15 protein-coding genes are annotated in these 18,549 nt (G+C 65.9%); 11 read left to right on the top strand and 4 right to left on the bottom strand.

The genetic code is table 11. The annotated features are described in order from the left end of the window. Together AC5RVB_RS10945 and AC5RVB_RS10940 are read left to right on the top strand one after the other, a co-directional pair. Positions 1-397, top strand: a 397-nt coding sequence (locus AC5RVB_RS10945) for a DUF4192 family protein (protein WP_494142694.1), incomplete at its 5' end; no start/stop codon positions are given. Positions 398-683: 286 nt separating this feature from the next. After that, positions 684-1,961: an RNA polymerase sigma factor gene (locus AC5RVB_RS10940; RefSeq protein ID WP_227902218.1), complete on the top strand. Its 1,278-nt coding sequence runs from the start codon at positions 684-686 to the stop codon at positions 1,959-1,961. A gap of 242 nt (positions 1,962-2,203) precedes the next feature. Here the strand turns inward: AC5RVB_RS10940 and AC5RVB_RS10935 are convergent, their stop codons facing one another. Continuing rightward, a complete protein-coding gene (locus AC5RVB_RS10935) occupies positions 2,204-2,419 on the bottom strand; it encodes a DUF7455 domain-containing protein (RefSeq protein ID WP_227902217.1) in 216 nt (71 codons plus the stop codon). A gap of 279 nt (positions 2,420-2,698) precedes the next feature. Here AC5RVB_RS10935 and AC5RVB_RS10930 point away from each other — a divergent pair, with 279 nt between their 5' ends. Further along, on the top strand, positions 2,699-4,810 hold the full coding sequence (locus AC5RVB_RS10930) for a DNA gyrase/topoisomerase IV subunit B (protein ID WP_494142693.1): 2,112 nt from the start codon (positions 2,699-2,701) through the stop codon (positions 4,808-4,810). A 148-nt stretch (positions 4,811-4,958) separates the two neighbouring features. Then, entirely contained in the window at positions 4,959-5,906 is a 948-nt protein-coding gene (gene bsh / locus AC5RVB_RS10925) for a choloylglycine hydrolase (RefSeq protein WP_227928015.1), read from the top strand. 24 nt (positions 5,907-5,930) lie between these two features. On the opposite strand, the gene AC5RVB_RS10920 is transcribed toward bsh, so the two are convergent. Together AC5RVB_RS10920 and AC5RVB_RS10915 are read right to left on the bottom strand one after the other, a co-directional pair. Further along, positions 5,931-6,914: a M56 family metallopeptidase gene (locus AC5RVB_RS10920; protein ID WP_227928014.1), complete on the bottom strand. Its 984-nt coding sequence runs from the start codon at positions 6,912-6,914 to the stop codon at positions 5,931-5,933. A 7-nt stretch (positions 6,915-6,921) separates the two neighbouring features. Next, positions 6,922-7,284 carry a BlaI/MecI/CopY family transcriptional regulator gene (locus tag AC5RVB_RS10915; RefSeq protein ID WP_227902213.1) on the bottom strand — a complete coding sequence of 121 codons (363 nt, stop codon included), beginning with the start codon at positions 7,282-7,284 and terminating at the stop codon, positions 6,922-6,924. 186 nt (positions 7,285-7,470) lie between these two features. Between AC5RVB_RS10915 and AC5RVB_RS10910 the strand changes: the two genes are divergently transcribed. The 4 genes from AC5RVB_RS10910 to AC5RVB_RS10895 all read left to right on the top strand — a co-directional run bounded on the left by AC5RVB_RS10910 (position 7,471) and on the right by AC5RVB_RS10895 (position 14,606). Then, the gene (locus AC5RVB_RS10910; protein WP_227902212.1) at positions 7,471-9,078 is read left to right on the top strand and encodes a cytochrome ubiquinol oxidase subunit I; all 1,608 of its coding nucleotides are present in this window, start codon (positions 7,471-7,473) and stop codon (positions 9,076-9,078) included. Positions 9,079-9,177: 99 nt separating this feature from the next. After that, a complete protein-coding gene (gene cydB / locus AC5RVB_RS10905; protein WP_227902211.1) occupies positions 9,178-10,194 on the top strand; it encodes a cytochrome d ubiquinol oxidase subunit II in 1,017 nt (338 codons plus the stop codon). After that, the gene (gene cydD / locus AC5RVB_RS10900; RefSeq protein WP_494142692.1) at positions 10,191-13,604 is read left to right on the top strand and encodes a thiol reductant ABC exporter subunit CydD; all 3,414 of its coding nucleotides are present in this window, start codon (positions 10,191-10,193) and stop codon (positions 13,602-13,604) included. The genes cydB and cydD overlap by 4 nt, the downstream gene beginning before the upstream one ends. Before the next feature lie 9 nt (positions 13,605-13,613). Next, the gene (locus AC5RVB_RS10895) at positions 13,614-14,606 is read left to right on the top strand and encodes a GNAT family N-acetyltransferase (protein WP_227902209.1); all 993 of its coding nucleotides are present in this window, start codon (positions 13,614-13,616) and stop codon (positions 14,604-14,606) included. Between the two features lie 6 nt (positions 14,607-14,612). On the opposite strand, the gene AC5RVB_RS10890 is transcribed toward AC5RVB_RS10895, so the two are convergent. Continuing rightward, positions 14,613-15,311, bottom strand: a complete 699-nt coding sequence (locus AC5RVB_RS10890) for a metal-dependent transcriptional regulator (RefSeq protein ID WP_227902208.1) — start codon at positions 15,309-15,311, stop codon at positions 14,613-14,615. A gap of 118 nt (positions 15,312-15,429) precedes the next feature. Here AC5RVB_RS10890 and AC5RVB_RS10885 point away from each other — a divergent pair, with 118 nt between their 5' ends. From AC5RVB_RS10885 to AC5RVB_RS10875, 3 genes are all read left to right on the top strand, one after another. After that, positions 15,430-15,810: a metal-sensitive transcriptional regulator gene (locus AC5RVB_RS10885; RefSeq protein ID WP_227928011.1), complete on the top strand. Its 381-nt coding sequence runs from the start codon at positions 15,430-15,432 to the stop codon at positions 15,808-15,810. Positions 15,811-15,863: 53 nt separating this feature from the next. Then, complete coding sequence (locus tag AC5RVB_RS10880; RefSeq protein ID WP_494142691.1) at positions 15,864-16,106, top strand: heavy-metal-associated domain-containing protein; 243 nt, start codon at positions 15,864-15,866, stop codon at positions 16,104-16,106. A gap of 63 nt (positions 16,107-16,169) precedes the next feature. Beyond that, on the top strand, positions 16,170-18,518 hold the full coding sequence (locus tag AC5RVB_RS10875; RefSeq protein WP_494142690.1) for a heavy metal translocating P-type ATPase: 2,349 nt from the start codon (positions 16,170-16,172) through the stop codon (positions 18,516-18,518). The last annotated feature ends 31 nt before the right edge of the window (positions 18,519-18,549 follow it).

Raw genomic sequence — 18,549 nt, 5'->3', positions numbered from 1 at the left:
CGGACCGGCCGGCCCCGGCGGGTCCATCCCACGCCGGGCAGCCCCCGGACAGGCGGCAGGCTATTTCCGCGGCATCCTGGTTGGACGCGGCGGCGGCACGCCGGACTGGCCCCTCCTGGACCGGGCAAACAATGTCTTTATCGATCTTGCCGCGGTCTCGGAAGGGGAAGCCCGGGCGGCCCTGCTGTCTCTGCTCGCCTGGATTGAATGGGCCCGCGGGCGGGGATCACGGGCCCACGTCTATTTGGAGCAGAGCATCGCCGCCCAACCGGGGTACCGGCTGGCGCTGCTGCTGGGTGAGCTGCTTGGGACGGGGGTGCTGCCCGACTGGGCGCGGTCACGCTCGGAGTCCTGGCCCGGTCCGGGCCCCGATCCGGGGCCTCGCGGGGCGGACTGAGCGCCCCGCCGGCGTGAGCGGCGTCCCACCCGCATCCGGTGTGGCGGGGGAGTGCTGTGGCGGAACGGAAAACGTGCGACAATGGGAACCGAGACCCGGTCGGGTTCGTGTATCAAGTGTCCTTTGAACTGCTAGTCCCTGTGGCAGCGGAACAAAACACCGGCAGCGTCTGTTCCATCAGGAACAGATCAAGCCAAGCACTTGGATTTCAAGCACGGACTTGACAGGGTCATAGTGGTGTTGCCCCCAATGGCGGTGCCACAACCCGCCGTATGAAAGGTTTTCTGTGTCGCCGAGAAAGACAACTGCAGTCGAAGAGACTGACACTGCAAATAAGCGCACTGCCGCAACTGAGGCCCCTGCCGCAGCGGCCACCAAGGAGGCCGCGTCCGGCGATAAGACTGCTGCCAAAACGGCCCGCAAGCCCTCCACCCGGAAGGCGCCGACCAAGGCTGCTACCACGAGGAAGACTTCGGCGAAGGCTGCCAAGGAAGCTGCGGAAGAGCCGCACGACGACTCCGTCGAGGTTGAGCCGGACGCAGAAGCAGTTGAAGCGGCTGACCCCGCCGCGGACGCAGCACCTACGGGCTCGGGATTTGTGTACTCCGATGCCGACGATGATGACGCGCCTGCCCAGCAGGTGGTGTCGGCCGGTGCCACCGCCGACCCCGTCAAGGATTACCTCAAGCAGATCGGCAAGGTTGCCCTGCTGAACGCGGAGCAGGAAGTCGATCTTGCCCTGCGGATCGAAGCCGGTCTGTACGCCGAGGAGAAGCTGGCCGCTGATCCGGACATGGACCCGAAGCTGAAGCGCGAGCTGCAGTGGGTGTCCCATGACGGAAAGCGCGCCAAGAACCACCTGCTGGAGGCAAACCTTCGCCTGGTGGTCTCCCTGGCCAAGCGTTACACCGGCCGCGGCATGCTGTTCCTGGACCTGATCCAGGAAGGCAACCTGGGCCTGATCCGTGCAGTCGAGAAGTTCGACTACACCAAGGGCTTCAAGTTCTCCACCTATGCAACCTGGTGGATCCGCCAGGCGATTACCCGTGCCATGGCGGACCAGGCCCGCACCATCCGTATCCCGGTGCACATGGTGGAAGTCATCAACAAGCTGGCACGCGTGCAGCGTCAGATGCTTCAGGATCTGGGCCGCGAGCCCGCTCCGGAAGAACTGGCCCTCGAACTGGACATGACCCCTGAAAAGGTCGTTGAGGTCCAGAAGTACGGCCGCGAGCCGATTTCCCTGCACACCCCGCTGGGCGAAGACGGCGACTCCGAGTTCGGTGACCTGATTGAGGACTCCGAAGCCGTGGTTCCTGCCGACGCCGTCAGCTTCACGCTCCTGCAGGAGCAGCTGCATTCGGTGCTGGACACGCTGTCCGAGCGCGAGGCAGGTGTGGTGGCCATGCGGTTCGGCCTCACCGACGGCCAGCCGAAGACCCTTGACGAGATCGGCAAGGTTTACGGGGTTACCCGTGAGCGCATCCGCCAGATCGAATCCAAGACCATGTCCAAGCTGCGCCACCCGTCGCGGTCCCAAGTTCTCCGGGACTACCTGGACTAATAAGACACAGCACCTCCATCGGCACCCCGTACCGCGCCAGCGGTACGGGGTGCTTTTTTCTGCGGGTTCCGGCACAGGCCCGGGTTCTCCCGGCCCGTTTCGAAGCGGACGTCATAAGAAGCGGACGGATACAAAAAGAAGTCCCCTTCCGGACGGAAGGGGACTTCTTCAAGCTTGGTGCATAAACGCCGCGCCTGCGCGGCCGTTACGCCGATGGAACCGTGGGTTCTGCCGGCGTGAAACTACGTGACCGGTGCCTTCTCGTTCAGGCGGGACGTTTCGTCCTGCCATTCCGAAGTGAGCGGGCGAAGGTTGGCCTCCACTGCCCGGGCATGGTGTCCGCAGAAAAGCAGTTCCCCGCCGGAGGATTCCAGTACGGCACGTACGTATGCCTGTGCGCCGCAACGGTCGCAGCGGTCCAGGCTGTTCAGCTCACGTGTTGCTACTGCTGCTGTCATGAGTTGCCTCCTCAAGGGTGTTGATACTTCATATAACCACCTTTGCCCGGCCGGTAATTGCAGGCGGGCCCGCCTTTCGCTCTACGCGTACCGATCCGCGGGGTCCGTGTGGCCAGACTCACGGCCGCCGAGTCGCTGGGCGGAAGTGTCACCGGGGGGGATTAACCTTGTAGGAGTCCTGGATTGTTCCCGGACATGCGCACCTGCAAGTACCACCTGCACATACCGCACTGCACATCCCACCGGCCCAGCGGCCGACACCAAGGAGTTTCAACACACGTGGCGCCCCCAAGCTCGAACTACACCGCCCGGCACCTGTCCGTCCTGGAAGGACTGGAAGCCGTCCGCAAACGTCCGGGCATGTACATCGGCTCCACCGATTCCCGGGGGCTGATGCATTGCCTTTGGGAAATCATCGACAACTCCGTGGACGAGGCGCTGGCAGGGTACGGCCAGAGCATCAAGATCATCCTGCACCCTGACGGTTCCGTGGAGATCCACGACGACGGCCGCGGCATCCCCGTGGACATTGAACCGAAAACCGGGCTTTCCGGCGTCGAAGTGGTGTTCACCAAGCTGCATGCCGGCGGCAAGTTCGGCGGCGGGTCCTACGCCGCCTCAGGCGGTCTGCACGGTGTGGGTGCCAGCGTGGTCAATGCGTTGTCCTCCCGGCTTGACGTCCAGGTGGACCGGGCAGGGAAGACCTACCAAATGACCTTCCGGCGCGGGGAGCCCGGCCACTTCGCAGACACGGGAAAGAAACCGGGTCCGGACGCCAAGTTCTCCCCGTTCCTGGACAGTTCACGGCTGGAAGTGGTCGGCAAAGCCAAACGGGGCGTGACCGGCACGCGCATCCGCTACTGGGCCGACCGGCAGATCTTCACCCCGGATGCCAAATTCTCCTATACCGAGCTGCAGGCCCGGGCACGCCAGACGGCATTCCTTATCCCCGGTCTGCGCATCACCCTGCGGGACGAGCGCCGGTTGCCCGGCACACCCGGAGAAAACGGTCCCGTGGAGGAGGTTTTCCACCACGACGGCGGCATTACCGAGTTCGTGGAATACCTCGCCGCTGACGCCCCTGTCACCGACATCTGGCGCCTGCACGGCTCGGGTAAGTTCAAGGAATCCGTGCCGGTCCTGGACGAAACGGGCAACAGCCGGATCACCGAGATTGAGCGCGAATGCGAGGTGGACATCGCGCTTCGCTGGGGGATCGGCTATGAGACCAGCATCCGTTCCTTCGTCAACATCATTGCCACGCCCAAGGGCGGCACACACCAGACCGGTTTCGAGCAGGGACTGCTCAAAACCTTCCGAAAAGTCATCGAAGCCAACGCCCGCAAGCTGAAGGCCGGCAATGACAAGATCGAAAAGGACGACGTGTTCGCAGGCCTGACCGCCGTGCTTACCGTGCGTCTGGCCGAGCCGCAGTTCGAGGGCCAGACGAAGGAAATCCTGGGCACCTCGGCCGTACGTGCCATTGTGAGCAAGGTGGTGGAGAAGGAGATCACCGCCCGGCTCAATTCCACCGCACGGGCGGATAAGGCACAGTCCTCCCAGCTGCTGGAAAAGGTGGTGGCGGAGATGAAGTCCCGGATCTCCGCCCGGGTCCACAAGGAAACCCAGCGGCGGAAGAACGCCCTGGAAACCTCCACCATGCCCGCCAAGCTTGCGGACTGCCGGATCGATGACCAGGAACGCTCGGAGCTCTTCATCGTGGAGGGCGACAGTGCCCTCGGAACGGCCAAGCTGGCCCGGTCCTCGGATTACCAGGCGCTGCTGCCGATCCGGGGCAAAATCCTGAACGTGCAGAAAGCCTCCGTGGCGGACATGCTCAACAACGCGGAGTGCGCCGCCCTGATCCAGGTGGTGGGTGCGGGCTCGGGCCGCAGCTTCCAGCTCGACGCCGCGCGCTACGGGAAGGTCATCTTTATGACCGACGCCGACGTGGACGGGGCGCACATCCGCACCCTGCTGCTTACGCTCTTCTTCCGCTACATGCGGCCCCTGGTGGACGCAGGCAGGGTATATGCCGCCGTGCCGCCCCTGCACCGCGTGGAGGTCATCAACCCCGGCAGCAAGAGCAATGAGATGGTCTACACCTACAGCGAAAAAGAACTGCACGAGGTGCTCACCCGCCTGGAAAAGGAAGGGAAGCGCTACAAGGAGCCCATCCAGCGCTACAAGGGCCTGGGTGAAATGGACGCGGGGCAGCTGGCTGAAACCACCATGGATCCGCGGCACCGTACCCTGCGAAGGGTGCGGATCGCCGAGGCGGCCGCGGCCGAGCAGGCATTCGAACTGCTGATGGGCAGTGATGTGGCACCGCGCAAGGATTTCATCATCGCCGGTGCCTCCATGCTGGACCGCGACAGGATTGACGCGTAGCCGGTGCATTGATTGCCGCTTCCGGGCCCGGGTTGGCCGCAGGTACTGCCTAAACGCCAGCCCGGGCCTCACACTGGTAAGGCAGGAACGGGGGCCCGCTGGGCGGGCCGGAATCCTTCGGAGTCCTGCAGACTAGGAAGCGTCAAATATGTGCACAGGCATCAGGTTTACCGACGGCAGCGGCCACCTCTATTTCGCACGCAACCTTGATTGGACCAGCGACTTCGGGGAGCAGGTGGTGCTGACGCCCACCGGGTATGCCACGAAGTCGCCGTTTGGGGCTGTACCGCAAATCCGGCACGCCGTCATGGGGATGGGCATCGTGCAGGAGGACACACCGCTCTACTTCGACTGCGGCAATGACGCAGGCCTCGCCGTCGGCGGCCTTAATTTCCCGGGGTATGCGCAGTACGCGCCGGGGCCGGTTGAGGGTGCGACGAATGTTGCGGCGTTTGAGTTCCCGCTCTGGGTTGCCTCGCAGTTCACCACCGTAGACGAGGTTGAAGCCGCGCTGCAGAACGTCGCGATTGTCGACAGGCCGATCAATGACAAGTATCCGAGTTCTCTGCTGCACTGGCTGATTGCCGATAAGGACCGCGCCATTGTTGTCGAATACACGAGCGAGGGCATGCAGGTCTTCCATGACGACGTCGACGTCCTGGCAAACCAGCCCGGTTTCAACTGGCACCACGAGAACCTCCGCAATTACCTCAACGCGTCTCCCGACTTCCCGGAAGAGGTGGTGCTCAATCAGGCGCATCTGGCGCCGTTTGGGTCCGGCTCGCTCATGCGGGGTATCCCGGGTGACTACTACTCGCCGTCCCGGTTTGTGCGTGCCGCCTACGTCAACGCACATTACCCGCAGAAGACCACCGAGGAGGAGAACGTCAGCCGCGCGTTCCACACCCTGCAGCAGGTCGCGATGGTGGAAGGAAGCGCGGCCATGGGTTCCGGGGAATTCGAGAAGACCACGTACACCGGTCTCTTCTCATCCCGGACCATGACCTACTACTGGAACACCTACGACGATCCGGCGATCCAGAGCGTGGCCATGGCCGACCACAAGGCCCAGGGAACGGACCTGGTGATCGTCTAACCGTTCGGCCGGATCCCGGTGGGGTTAGTCCAGCAGGCCCGGAGCGACCAGCAGGGTGGTCGGCACGGCGAGCAGGAGGATGGCGAGCACGAGGATGCCCACGCGGAGGTAGTAAGGAAGCGGAGGCCGCGGGGTCAACAGCCGGCTGAGCCGTCCGGCGGTACTCAGTGGCTCAAGGTTGTCCGGGCCGCCGAGCGGCATGGGAGACTCCGCGGGAACCCGGTGCTCCGGGTTTCCCGAGGAGGCGTCCGAAGGCTGTGTCCCGGATCCGACAATAGCCACGGCACGAACCAGGACCTCCCGGTCCACCTGCTGCAGCGCCTGGTCATCCGCGAGCATCTCGATGAGTTCGTTGACCGAGCGCTGGGCCAGCAGGGAAGTCGGCAGCCAGGGCAGCGCGGCACGCCAGGCCGCAAAGGCCCACAACAGCAGATGGTGGTGCTGGACCAGGTGTGCCCGCTCGTGTGTCAATACGGCGGAGAGCTCCTGCGGGGAGAGCATGTTCAGCAGTCCGTCAGACAGGACGGTTACGGAGCGTGCGCCGCCGGGAAGGCAGTACGCCACCGGCGTCGGATGCTGGATAACAAGGGTGGCGGGCGTGTCCGCGGAAGGAGAGCTGAGCAGGTTCAGCATGTCGCGGTGACGCCGGCGGCCGCGCAGGATGCGGTAGTAGGTAAGCCATAGGGTGAACACCAGGTGCACGCTGAGCAGGGCGGCAGCGCTGAGGGCAAAAACATGGACCAGTCCCAGCGTGCTTGCCGGAGCGCGGTCCACCAGGATGTGCCACAGGCCCTGCAGGCCGTCGATCAGGTTGTCACCGAGGGGCTCCAGCCCCCAGGTCAGCATGGCGCCGATCATGGACAGTCCGCCAGCGAGGGCTATTGCCTGCCATAGGACCATGGCAGTGAACGGCGAGCGGGCAGGCCACTTGGCCCGCGAGAGCAGAACCGGCACGGGCCAGGCCAGCAGCAATGCCAGCGCGGCCAGCGCGTACGAGGTCCAGAACACCCGGTGCTCAGGCGCCCAGCAGCCTGCGCAGCATCTCTGCCTCGGTCTCGGAGACGGAGCCGACAAACCGTGCCAGCACGGCCTCGCGGTCATTCGCGGTTCCCAGTGCCTCATGCATCAGTTCCGCCGTATGTTCGGCACGTGTTGTCACTGCCCGGTAGCGGTGCGGGCGGGTGTCCCGTTCACGCTCAACGAGCCCTTTCTTCTCCAGCCGCGAAAGCACGGTCAGCACTGTGGTGACTGCCAGGCCCTTGCTGTCCGTTTCTTCGCGCCGGGCAAGCAGCTCGCGAAGTTCATTGGCGGATGCTGCCTCGGCTGATTCCCAAAGCAGGTCCATCATTGCCCGTTCCAGTTCACCGAGCGTAGCCATGTCTGTCCTTCTTTTTTTCGAGACCCCTGTGGACCCCGGCATTCCGGGTCCAGACTTACTAATGTACCGTGTTTGCGCCGTTGGTTCTACATCACGTAGAAATCTTGTCAGAGTTGTTCTACGCTTTGTAGAAGTCAGTCTTCTACGTCCTGTAGAAGTCATAGCTCTATTGAAGGACGAGATAGCGTGGAAGCACTGGATATTGCCCGGTGGCAGTTCGGCATCACCACCGTTTACCACTTCCTCATGGTGCCGCTCACTATTGGCCTGGGCCTGGTCGTGGCAGCGCTGCAGACCGCCTGGGTGCGTACGGGTAAAGAGGAATACCTCAGGATGACGAAGTTCTGGGGCAAGCTCTTCCTCATCAACTTCATCCTCGGCCTGGCTACCGGGCTCGTGCAGGAATTCCAGTTCGGTATGGCCTGGAGCGAGTACAGCCGGTTCGTCGGTGACGTGTTCGGTGCCCCCCTGGCACTGGAATCCCTGCTGGCCTTCTTCACTGAGTCGGTGTTCCTGGGGCTGTGGATCTTCGGCTGGAAACGGCTGCCGAAGAAGGTTCACCTGGCCACCATCTGGATCACCACCCTGGCCTCGATGCTCTCGGCCTACTTCATCCTGGCCGCGAACTCCTGGATGCAGCACCCCGTGGGCGTGGAGATGGTGGACGGCCGTCCGGTCATGAATGACATCTGGGCTGTCCTGACGAACAACACCCTGCTGGTTGCCTTCCCCCACACCATCTTCGGCGCGTTCGCCGTCGCGGGCGGGTTCCTGCTCGGCATCGCCTGGTACCACCTCTGGAAGCGGCGCCGCGACGGCATCGACACCGTGGATGACCGCGGCTACGTGGTGGTGGGGGAGCGCCCCGAAACCGGCCGTGACAAGACCGACCACGCTGTCTGGCTGCGTTCCCTGCGCATTGGTGCCGCCGTCGCCGTAGTGGCCTTCGCCGGCGTCGCCGTCAGCGGTGACCTGCAGGGCAAGCTGATGTTTGAACAGCAGCCGATGAAGATGGCTGCCGCTGAAGCCGCCTGCCATGACGGCACCGGATTCTCCGTCCTATCCATCGGCGACCCCGGCGCCGTGAACTGCGAAGACGTGGACACGCTGATCGAAATCCCGGGCATGCTTTCCTTCCTTGCCAACGGAGATTTCGACACCGAAATCCGCGGCGTGAACACCCTTCTGGAGGAGTACGCGGACGCCTACGGCACCCATCTGCCGGACGATGAAATGTACGGCACCAACGCCGGCGCCGAAATCGACTACACCCCGAACTTTGCTGTGACCTACTGGGGCTTCCGCATCATGATCGGGTTCGGCGGAATCGCAGCTGTCGCCGCCGCCTTCGCGCTCTGGGTGGTCCGCAAGGGCACCGTGCCCGAATCCAAGTGGCTCATGCGGCTGGCCGTCTTCGGCATCCTGGCACCTTTCGGCGCCAACTCCGCCGGCTGGATCTTCACCGAAATGGGCCGCCAGCCGTTTGTGGTGGCACCGAACCCCACCGGAGTGGACGGCGTCTTTATGTTCACCGCAGCTGCGGTCTCACCGGGCGTAAACATCGGCGAGCTGCTCTTCTCCGTCAGCGCCTTCACCCTGGTGTACCTGGCACTGCTGATCGTGGAGGTGCGCCTGCTCTTCAAGTTCGTGCGCGGCGGCGTTCCCGCAGCCATGCCGGGCCTGCTGCACGGTGACGACGACGAGGGCAGCAGCGGCGGCCTGGACTCGGCCGGCGGCGATCCCGACGGCGGCCCCGGAAAGAAGAAGGACGATGTCCTCGACTTCGCCTATTGACACCCGCCTCACCCGGACCTTCCCGGCAGCGGCCTGCGGGCCGCTGCCGGATAACACCCCGACCCTGCCGGCTGCCGGCATTTCTGGAGCTCTGAAGTAATGTCGCTACCGTTGTTCTGGTTCATAGTGATCGCCTTTCTGTGGATCGGATACCTCTTCCTCGAGGGATTCGACCTGGGCGTGGGCATGCTCATGAAATTGATGGCCCGCAATGAGAAAGAGCGCCGGGTCCTGCTCAACACCATCGGACCCGTGTGGGACGGCAACGAGGTATGGCTGATCACCGTTGGCGCCATGACCTTTGCCGCCTTCCCCATGTGGTACGCCTCCCTGTTTTCGGCGCTGTACATTCCGCTGGTCCTGGTCCTGATGGGACTGATCTTCCGCGCCGTATCCATCGAGTACCGCGGCAAGCATGACAGCGACTCCTGGCGGAACCGCTGGGACTGGGGCCTGGCACTGGGCTCCCTCGTTGCCGCCTTTGGTGTTGGCGCGGCCCTGGGCCTGACCACCACCGGCCTGCCGCTGAATGAAAACGGAGACCGCGTGGGCGGTGCCTTCGCCTGGCTGACGCCGTATGCCGTCCTCGGCGGTGTCGCCGTGGTGGCGTTCTGCCTCGTACATGCGTGCGCCTTCCTGATGCTCAAGACCGACGGCGAGATCCGCGACCGCGCCCGCAGGGCAGTGCTTCGCTGGCTGCCCCTGGGCATCCTCCCGCTGGCCGCCTGGGCCATCATTGTCCAGTTCATGAATGCCAAGGTGGCAACCCTGCCGCTGCTCGTCGTTGCCGTGGTGGGTGCGCTTCTGGCCTGGATCTTTGCCCGCCGGGGCAAGGACGGGGCAACCTTCGTCAGCCTGGCCCTCTTCCTGGTGGCCGGCGCGGTTACCATCTTCGCGTCCATGTACCCGGTGGTGCTGCCCTCCACCCTGGACGCCGCATGGAACCTGACGGTGGAGAACGCCTCGGCATCCCCGTACGCCCTGAAGGTCATGAGCTGGGTGGCCCTGTTCGGCCTGCCGGTTGTAGTGCTCTACCAGGGCTGGACCTACTGGGTCTTCCGGAAGCGCGTCACCGCCGAGTCCATCCCCGCCCCCCACTCGTTTAACGCCCAGTGAAGCCGGTTCTACCGGTCAGCGCCACCAGCAAACGGGCGCTGTACCTCCTCGGACTGCTCGCCGCGCTCAAAGCGGCGGGGCTGGTACTGCTGGCAGACGCCGTCGCCGGAGGAATTGCCGGCCTGGCCGCAGAGGGACCAGATTGGAACCGCATGCTCGTCCTGGGCGCCGCCGGTGCCGTCCTGCGCTCCCTCGCAGTCTGGGGCCAGGACACCGTGGCCCAGCGCGCGGCAGCCGGAGTCAAGGACGAACTGCGCGGACAGCTGTCCGCCCGGGTCCTGGCCGACGGCGGTTCCGTACCGGGAATGGGCAGCGGGGCACTGAGCGTGCTGCTCACCCGGGGGCTCGACGGGCTGGACAACTACTACTCCAAGTACCTGCCCGCCCTGGTGACCTGCGCCGTCGTGCCCCTGCTGGTGGGTACCCGCATCCTGTCCGCGGACTGGGTCAGCGCCCTCATCATTGTGCTCACCGTCCCCCTCATCCCGGTGTTCATGATCCTCATCGGCCTGCACACGGAGGATAAGACTGCCACCGCGGTGGACGCCCTGAACCGGCTCTCCGACAACATGCTGGAACTGGCCAAGGGCCTGCCCGTGCTGGTGGGCCTGGGCCGGGCCAAGGCCCAGACCCGCGCCCTGCGCGACGTCGCCGACCGTTACCGCACCACCACGCTGGCAACCCTGCGGGTGGCCTTTATGTCCTCCCTGGCACTGGAACTCATTGCCACCATTTCGGTGGCGCTCGTGGCCGTGTTCATCGGCGTCCGGCTTGTGCACGGAGGCATGCCGCTGGAAGTGGGCCTGCTGGCCCTGATCCTGGCTCCCGAGTGCTACCAGCCGCTGCGCGATCTGGGTACCGCGCACCATTCCAGCGAAGACGGGCTGGAAGCGCTGAACCGTACCAACGCCGTGCTGAAGGCACCGGCTGCCCGGCCGCTGATCGGCGGAGGGGAGACGGTCCCGGGCATGTTCGAAGTCCGCGACCTGTCCATCAGCTATGCCGGCCGGCCGCACCCGGCCGTGGACTCTCTCAGCTTTACCGTGCCGGCAGGCAGCATTGCAGCGCTTACCGGTCCGAGCGGATCCGGTAAAACCTCGGTGCTGGAAGTACTGGCGGGCTTGCGCCGGGACGGTGGGGACACCCGCATTACCGGCACGGTGCACGGCGTGGACCGGCCATCGCTGGCCTGGATCCCGCAGCATCCGGTACTGGTGGAAGACACCGTCGCCGAGGAGATAGCGCTGTATGCCGGTGTGCCGGGGACCGCGTCGGATCCCGACTGGACAGGCCGGGCCGCAGCGCTCTCCGCCCTGGAACTGATTGGCGCCGCACATCTGGTCGATGCCGCCACTGCGGATCTAAGTCCGGGCGAACAGCGGCGCGTGGCGGTGGCCCGCGCCCTCGCCAGGATCCACGGCTGCCCCGGTGTGCACGTGCTGCTCGCGGACGAGCCGACGGCGCACCTGGATGCCGGCAGTGCAGCCGCTGTCCGTACCGCCCTGGCGGGGCTGCGCGGACAGGCGACAGTGCTGCTGGTGGCTCACGACGCCGAAACCGCCGCCATTGCGCAGACGGTCATCCCGGTCTCTCCGGCTGCCGGCGGTCCGGCCGTCCGGCGGCCTGCCCCCGGATACGCAGACCCCGCACTGTCTGCTGTCCCCTCAGGCCAGGCCGCGCCCCAGGCTCCGGCCCCCGTAGGCCGGCTGCGCTCCGCAGCAGACTCCGCAGCAGACTCCGCTGCCGAGGGCGCCACTGTTCACCAGCCGCTGTGGAAGAACCTGCTGGTGTTGCGTCCTTGGAGCCGGCAGTTCCTGCTGGCCCTGGTGCTGGGTACCGGGGCAACCCTATTCGCCGTGACCCTCACTGCCCTGTCCGGGTGGCTGATTGTCCGGGCCAGCGAGCAGCCGCCCATCCTGTACCTGTTGACCGCCATTGTGGGTGTCCGCTTCTTTGGGATCGGCCGGGCTCTGCTCCGTTATCTCGAGCGGCTGAGCCTGCATGACGCGGTTTTCCGGGCCACCAATGAATTGCGCGTCCGGCTCTGGAACGGGCTGCTTCAGCGCCCGGAGGGCTGGCGCCGTGTTGCCCGCGGGTCAGGTGCCCTCGAACGGCTGGTGGGTGATGTTGATGAGCTGCGCGATATTGCGCCGCGGGTGGTTTTTGCCCCGCTGACCGGTTTCCTGACCGCCCTTGCTGCATGCCTGGCAACCTGGCTGCTGGTTCCCGAGGGGCTGGCTGTTCAGGCGGCCCTGTGCCTGGTGGGCCTGGTAGTGGCACCGCTGCTCGCGCTGCTGGCTGACCGGGCGGCGCGGGCCGCTACGGTGAACCTGCAGGCCCGGTCCATGTCCGCGATGGCCCGGCTGCTTGCGGCGGCACGGGATCTGGAAGCCAACTCCAGCACCGCCCCGGTCCTTGCCCGGCAGCAACGGCTGGAAGCCGCGGCCGCCCAGGCGGTCCGCCGGAGCGCCTGGGCGCAGGGCCTGGCCAACGCACTGACCGCCCTGGCCTGCTCCCTCAGCGCGCTGTACATGATTGGCGCCGCCCGGGAGCACCCCGCGACCGTTGCCGCCGTCGTCGTGCTGATGCAGCTGGCGCTGATCGAGCCGTTTATTGCCGTCAACGGTTCCATCCAGCAGTTCGCCGCCTGGCGAACGCTGGGCGACAAGGTCCTGCCGGATCTGGGCACCGACGAGGTCGACGACGGCGTCCCGGCGGATGTGTTGGCCGCGGAGCCCGGCACGGTGACGAGGCTCCAGCTGAAGGACATCCGCTACCGGTACCCGGATGCAGCCGCAGACGTCCTGTCCGGTGTCAGCCTCTCAGTGTCCGCCGGGGAGTGGGTGGCGGTGACCGGGCCCTCCGGCAGCGGCAAATCCACCCTGTTGGGTGTGCTGCTGGGGTTCCTGACACCGCGAAGCGGGTCCTACCTGATCAATGGGACGCCGGCGCAGTCGCTGCCGCCCGCAGCCCGGCGAATGGCCTGGTGTCCGCAGGAGGCTCATCTGTTCGACTCGACCCTGCGCGGGAATCTGCTCCTTGCCCGGGACCGGACGCTGGCTCCGTCGCAGGCGGAGATGATCGGGGCTCTGCAGGCGGTGGGTCTGGGGCCGCTGTTCGAGACCCTGCCGGACGGGCTGGATACCCCCATCGGTGCCGGCGGGCATTTCCTCTCCGGAGGCCAGCGCCAGCGGCTCGCCGTGGCACGGGCGCTGCTTGCCTCCGCCGACGTCGTGCTGCTGGACGAGCCCACCGCTCACCTTGACGCCGAGGCCGGGGAACAGCTGATGGCTGATCTGAAGTCCGGGCTGCGGGGCAAGGCGGTGGTGGTGGTCACGCACAACCGCGCGGACGCTGCCTGGTGCGAACGGGAGGTCACGCTGGATGCGGAGCCGGTGCATCTGTCCTAGGGTGGATGGATGCAGACTCCCACCCCGCCCGTGTTCCCCGGCCCGGAGACAGGTCTCCGCTGGCGCTCCATCGACGTCGAGGATGTGGACGCCTGGTATGCGTTGATCCGCAGAATGGCCGACGCTGACAAGCCCGGCTGGGTGGAGGACCGCAGGGACCTGGAGCAGGCCTTGGAGACCACGTCCGGGGATCCGGCCCGGGATACGCTCATCGGCCTGGACAGGGACGGGACGGCGCGCGCCTACGGTCGGATCGCGCTCAACCCCGGCTCCGAGATCGGGTCCGGTTTCGGGGGAGTGGATCCGCAGTGGCGTCGCCGGGGCATCGGCGCGGCCATTGTCCGCTGGCAGGAATCCCGGCTGCGGGAGCGCCTGCTGACCGAGCACCGGAAGCACGGTGTGCTGCGGACCTATGCCGAGGAAGCCAACGCATCACAGGTGGCGCTCCTGGAGTCCTCCGGTGCACAGGTGGTCCGGTACTTCACCGAGATGAGCCGTCCGCTGGACGCCGGGCTTCCCGACGCCGAGCTGCCCGAAGGCATGGAGTTCGCTACTTTCAGCGAGGAAAACTCCGATGCCATCCGGCGCGCCCACAACGAGGCGTTCCGGGATCATTGGGGCAGCGAACCGCGCAACAAGGAGCGTTGGGGATTCACCGTCAGCCACCCCGAGTTCCGTCCGCAGTGGAGCTTCGCGGTGCTGGACGCCGGATCCGGCGAAGTGGCGGCGTACCAGCTGGCCAGTTTTGACCCCGAAAGCAAGGAAATCCACGGGTACACCGAGGGGTACACCATGCTCCTGGGCGTGCGGCGGGACTGGCGCGGACGGAAACTGGCGCCGGCGATGCTGCGCGAGGCCATGCGGCGCTTCCGGGAGGACGGAATGGAGCACGCCGGGTTGGGTGTGGATACCGAGAATCCCTCCGGGGCGCTGGGGCTATACGAAAGCCTGGGATATCAGCCGACGCACCGCGAAGTGGTGTTCGACAAAACCGTCCTCTAGCGGGCGTCAGGCTTCGGGTGCGCTTCCGGCAGCCTCATCCGGTGCCAGAATCCAAATGGCCTCCGCCGCGGGCAGGCCCAGATCCAGTGTCCGGCCAGCGGCTTCCACAGTAAGCGTTCCCGCATAGGGCTGGCGGCTCAGCACCGAGAGTTCGGTGTCCAGATGCAGTCCGAGTCCGGCGATGTACCGGAGCAGTTCCGGTTCGTTATCCGACACGCGGGCCACGGTGCCGTGGGTTCCCGGCTCGCAGCGGCTCAGACGCAGTGCATCAAGGACCGGGAACCTGCCGTCCCGGGCAGGGATGGGATCCCCGTGCGGATCCCGAACAGGGTTGCCCAGGCGGTCGGCCAGGGCATCCACCATCTTGTCCGAGACCGCATGCTCAAGGTGCTCGGCTTCGTCGTGCACCTCATCCCAGCCGTAGCCGAGATAATCCACCAGAAACGTTTCGATGAGGCGGTGCCGGCGCACCATGGCGACGGCCGCCTTTTCGCCGGCGTCCGTGAGGGCAATGGAGCCGTAGCGGGCATGCGTCAGCAGCCCCTTTTTGGTCAGTTTCTTGACCGCCTCGGAGACCGACGACGGCGAAAACCCCATGTGCAGGGACAGCGCGGACACCGTCAGCGGCTCATCCGTCCATTCCTGCGCGGTCCAGATGACCTTCAGGTAGTCCTGGGTTGCTGTTGAAAGTTCGCCGTGTGCCACGCCCACCACCTTACGGGACCGCCCCGACAAGTGGTTCGGGGATACCCCCTGGGGGTACTTGAACTTATACCCCTTGGGGGTATATGTTAGGGAACAGGCCAGCGAAAAGGAGATCATTATGGGCGACACCTCAAGCATCCTCGCCGAAGCTGCCGTGACCGGGCCCGCCGCCGCAGGATCCGTGGAAGCAGGATCCGTGGGCAGCGCCCACGGCTACACCTCGGACAAAGATGCCTACCTGCGCCGGCTGCGCCGGATCGAAGGCCAGGTCCGCGGCATCGCCCGCATGGTTGAGGAGGATAAGTACTGCATCGACATCCTCACCCAGGTGGCTGCCATCAATAAGGCCCTGCATGCGGTCAGCCTCGGGCTGGTCCAGGACCACATGTCACACTGCGTTGTCGGCGCCGCACGGGAATCCGAGCGGACCGGCAACCCGGAAATCGTCCAGGCAAAGGTCCAGGAAGCAGCCGACGCCATCGGCCGGCTCCTGCGCTGACGCCGGCGCCCAAGAGTCCACCAGCGATCGAATCCACGGAAAGAAGCAAAAACATGGAAACCACCACACTGAACATTTCCGGCATGACCTGCGGCCACTGCGTGGCGTCCGTCACCGAGGAACTGAAAGCCATCAGCGGCGTCGATGACGTGCAGGTTGACCTGAATGCCGGCGGCGTCTCCACAGCCACCGTCACCTCGGAGCGTGCCATTGCACCGGCCGAGTTCGGCGAAGCAGTTGCCGAAGCGGGCTACACCGTGGTTGACGCGGGAGTCTGGGCGCCCGTCGCCGGATAAGGACGCGGGCGGCCTGCGCACCTGCCGTTGCAGGAGCGCTTATTTTCCAGGAAGGGACGGATCATGGACACTCAGCATTTGCTGAACTCCAACACCAGGGCAGTGGAACTGGATATCCAGGGCATGACGTGCGCGTCCTGCGTGGCACGGGTGGAACGCAAGCTGGGGAAGATCGAGGGTGTTGAAGCGTCGGTCAACCTGCCGCTGGAGAGCGCGCGGGTGACGGTCCCGGAAACCGTAACCGACCAGCAGATCCTCGACGCGGTCAACGCAGCCGGGTATACCGCCCGGCTCAAGGCGCTCCCGGTGCGGCCCGGCGGTGCGTCGGCCGCCCATCAGCACGCGCACACCACAGCCGGGCAAGGCGGCAGCGAAGCAGCCCCGGATGTTCACGATGCCGCGGGCAATACCGCTGACAACAGCGGAGACCACGCGGACCACATGGCCCACGGCGGAACGGCCGCCTCGCTGCGCCCCCGGCTCATCCTGGCCGCCGTACTCAGTGTTCCCGTACTGCTGATTTCCATGGTGCCCGCGCTCGGGTTCCCGCACTGGGGCTGGGTGGCTGCTTTGCTGGCCCTGCCCGTGGTGACCTGGTCCGCCTGGCCCTTCCACCGGGCCGCAGCGATCAACGCCCGGCACCTTGCCTCCACAATGGACACACTCGTCTCCATTGGAGTGGCAGCGTCGTACCTGTTTTCGGTAGGGGAGCTGATCGCGAATCCCGGCCTGACCGCGGATCCCGGCATGGGCTCCGAACCGCACCTGTACTTTGAGGTGGCCGCCGTTGTGGTCACCTTCCTCCTGCTGGGACGCTACCTGGAGGCCAACGCCAAGACCAAGGCCTCGGATGCGCTGAAAGCCCTCTTGAACCTGGGTGCCAGGGACGCGGCCGTGCTGCGCAACGGTGAGGAAATCCGCGTACCGGCGGATCAGCTCGCCGTCGGTGACGTGATTGTGGTCCGCCCGGGGGAGAAGATTCCCACGGACGGCGTGGTGGTGGAAGGCCGTTCGGCCGTCGACGCCTCTCTGATCACCGGGGAATCGGTGCCCGTGGAAGTGGACGCGGACAGTCAGGTGACCGGGGCCACCATCAACACCTCGGGCCGGCTCCTGGTCCGGGCCACCCGCGTGGGCAGCGAGACGACGCTGGCGCAGATGGGCCGGCTTGTCAGCGAAGCCCAGTCCGGCAAGGCACCGATTGCCCGCCTCGCGGACCGGATCAGTGCGGTGTTTGTGCCGGTGGTCCTGGGCATTGCCGTCCTGACCTTTGTGCTGTGGCTGGTGTTCACCGGTGATCTGCAGGCAGCCTTTACAGCTGCCGTGGCCGTTCTGGTGATTGCCTGCCCGTGCGCCCTGGGCCTGGCCACACCCGTGGGGCTGCTGACCGGAACCGGGCGGGGTGCCCAGCTGGGCATCCTGATCAAGGGCCCGCAGGTCCTGGAAGATACCCGCACCGTGGACACCATCGTCCTGGATAAAACCGGCACCGTCACCACCGGTGCCCTGTCCGTGGCCCGGCTGAGCCTTTTGGACACCGCCCCGGAGGGGCTGACCGACGCCGGACTCCTGCGCCTGGCGGGCTCCGTGGAAGCCGCCGGCGAACACCCGATTGCCCGAGCCATCGCCGCAGCGGCATCCTCCGGTCCGGGGACGACGCCGGTCACCGACTTCGACTCAGCACCCGGAGGGGGAGTGCGGGGCAGCGTGGACGGCCGCCGGATTGTGGCGGGCCGGCCCGCCTGGCTGGATGAAAACGGCATTGACCTCGACGATGCCGCCTATGCGGCGCTGCGCGGGGAACAGGAGGCCGGGTCCACCGCGGTACTGGTCGCAGTGGACGGCAGGGCAGCCGGGATCATCAGCCTGCAGGACACCGTCAAGGACGGCTCGGCTGCCGCCATTGCCCGGTTCCGCAGCCTGGGCCTGCGTCCGGTGCTGCTCACCGGCGACAATGCCGTAGTGGCCGCCCATGTGGCGGAACAGGTGGGCATTCCCGCCGAAGATGTCCTGGCCGACGTCCGGCCGCAGGGCAAAGTGGACGCTGTGCGGCGCTTCCAGGAACAGGGCCGGACCGTGGCCATGGCCGGAGACGGCGTCAACGACGCCGCGGCCCTGGCCCAGGCCGACCTCGGGATCGCCATGGGCTCGGGTACCGACGTAGCCATGGAAGCGGCGGACCTGACCGTGATGGGCAGCGACCTGGGCCAGGTGGCGACGGCCATTGAGCTCTCCCGCCGCACGCTGCGGACCATCAGGACCAACCTGTTCTGGGCCTTCTTCTACAACGCGGTGGGCATCCCGGTAGCTGCCTTCGGGCTGCTGAACCCCATGATTGCCGGCGCGGCCATGGCGGCAAGTTCGGTACTGGTGGTTGCCAACTCGCTTCGGCTGCGCAGCTTCGGCAAATAAGACAGACGCAGTACAGCCGGGCACGCAGTAC

Source organism: Arthrobacter sp. Y3225209 (genome assembly GCF_059090685.1).
This window is presented reverse-complemented; position numbering and strand designations above follow the sequence as displayed.

Bases quoted from the DNA above. Each gene is read 5' to 3' on its own strand.
- AC5RVB_RS10935 (WP_227902217.1), bottom strand. From the start codon at position 2,419: ATGACAGCAGCAGTAGCAACACGTGAGCTGAACAGCCTGGACCGCTGC.
- bsh (WP_227928015.1), top strand. From the start codon at position 4,959: ATGTGCACAGGCATCAGGTTTACCGACGGCAGCGGCCACCTCTATTTC.
- AC5RVB_RS10915 (WP_227902213.1), bottom strand. From the start codon at position 7,284: ATGGCTACGCTCGGTGAACTGGAACGGGCAATGATGGACCTGCTTTGG.
- cydB (WP_227902211.1), top strand. From the start codon at position 9,178: ATGTCGCTACCGTTGTTCTGGTTCATAGTGATCGCCTTTCTGTGGATC.
- AC5RVB_RS10895 (WP_227902209.1), top strand. From the start codon at position 13,614: ATGCAGACTCCCACCCCGCCCGTGTTCCCCGGCCCGGAGACAGGTCTC.
- AC5RVB_RS10885 (WP_227928011.1), top strand. From the start codon at position 15,430: ATGGGCGACACCTCAAGCATCCTCGCCGAAGCTGCCGTGACCGGGCCC.
- AC5RVB_RS10880 (WP_494142691.1), top strand. From the start codon at position 15,864: ATGGAAACCACCACACTGAACATTTCCGGCATGACCTGCGGCCACTGC.
- AC5RVB_RS10875 (WP_494142690.1), top strand. From the start codon at position 16,170: ATGGACACTCAGCATTTGCTGAACTCCAACACCAGGGCAGTGGAACTG.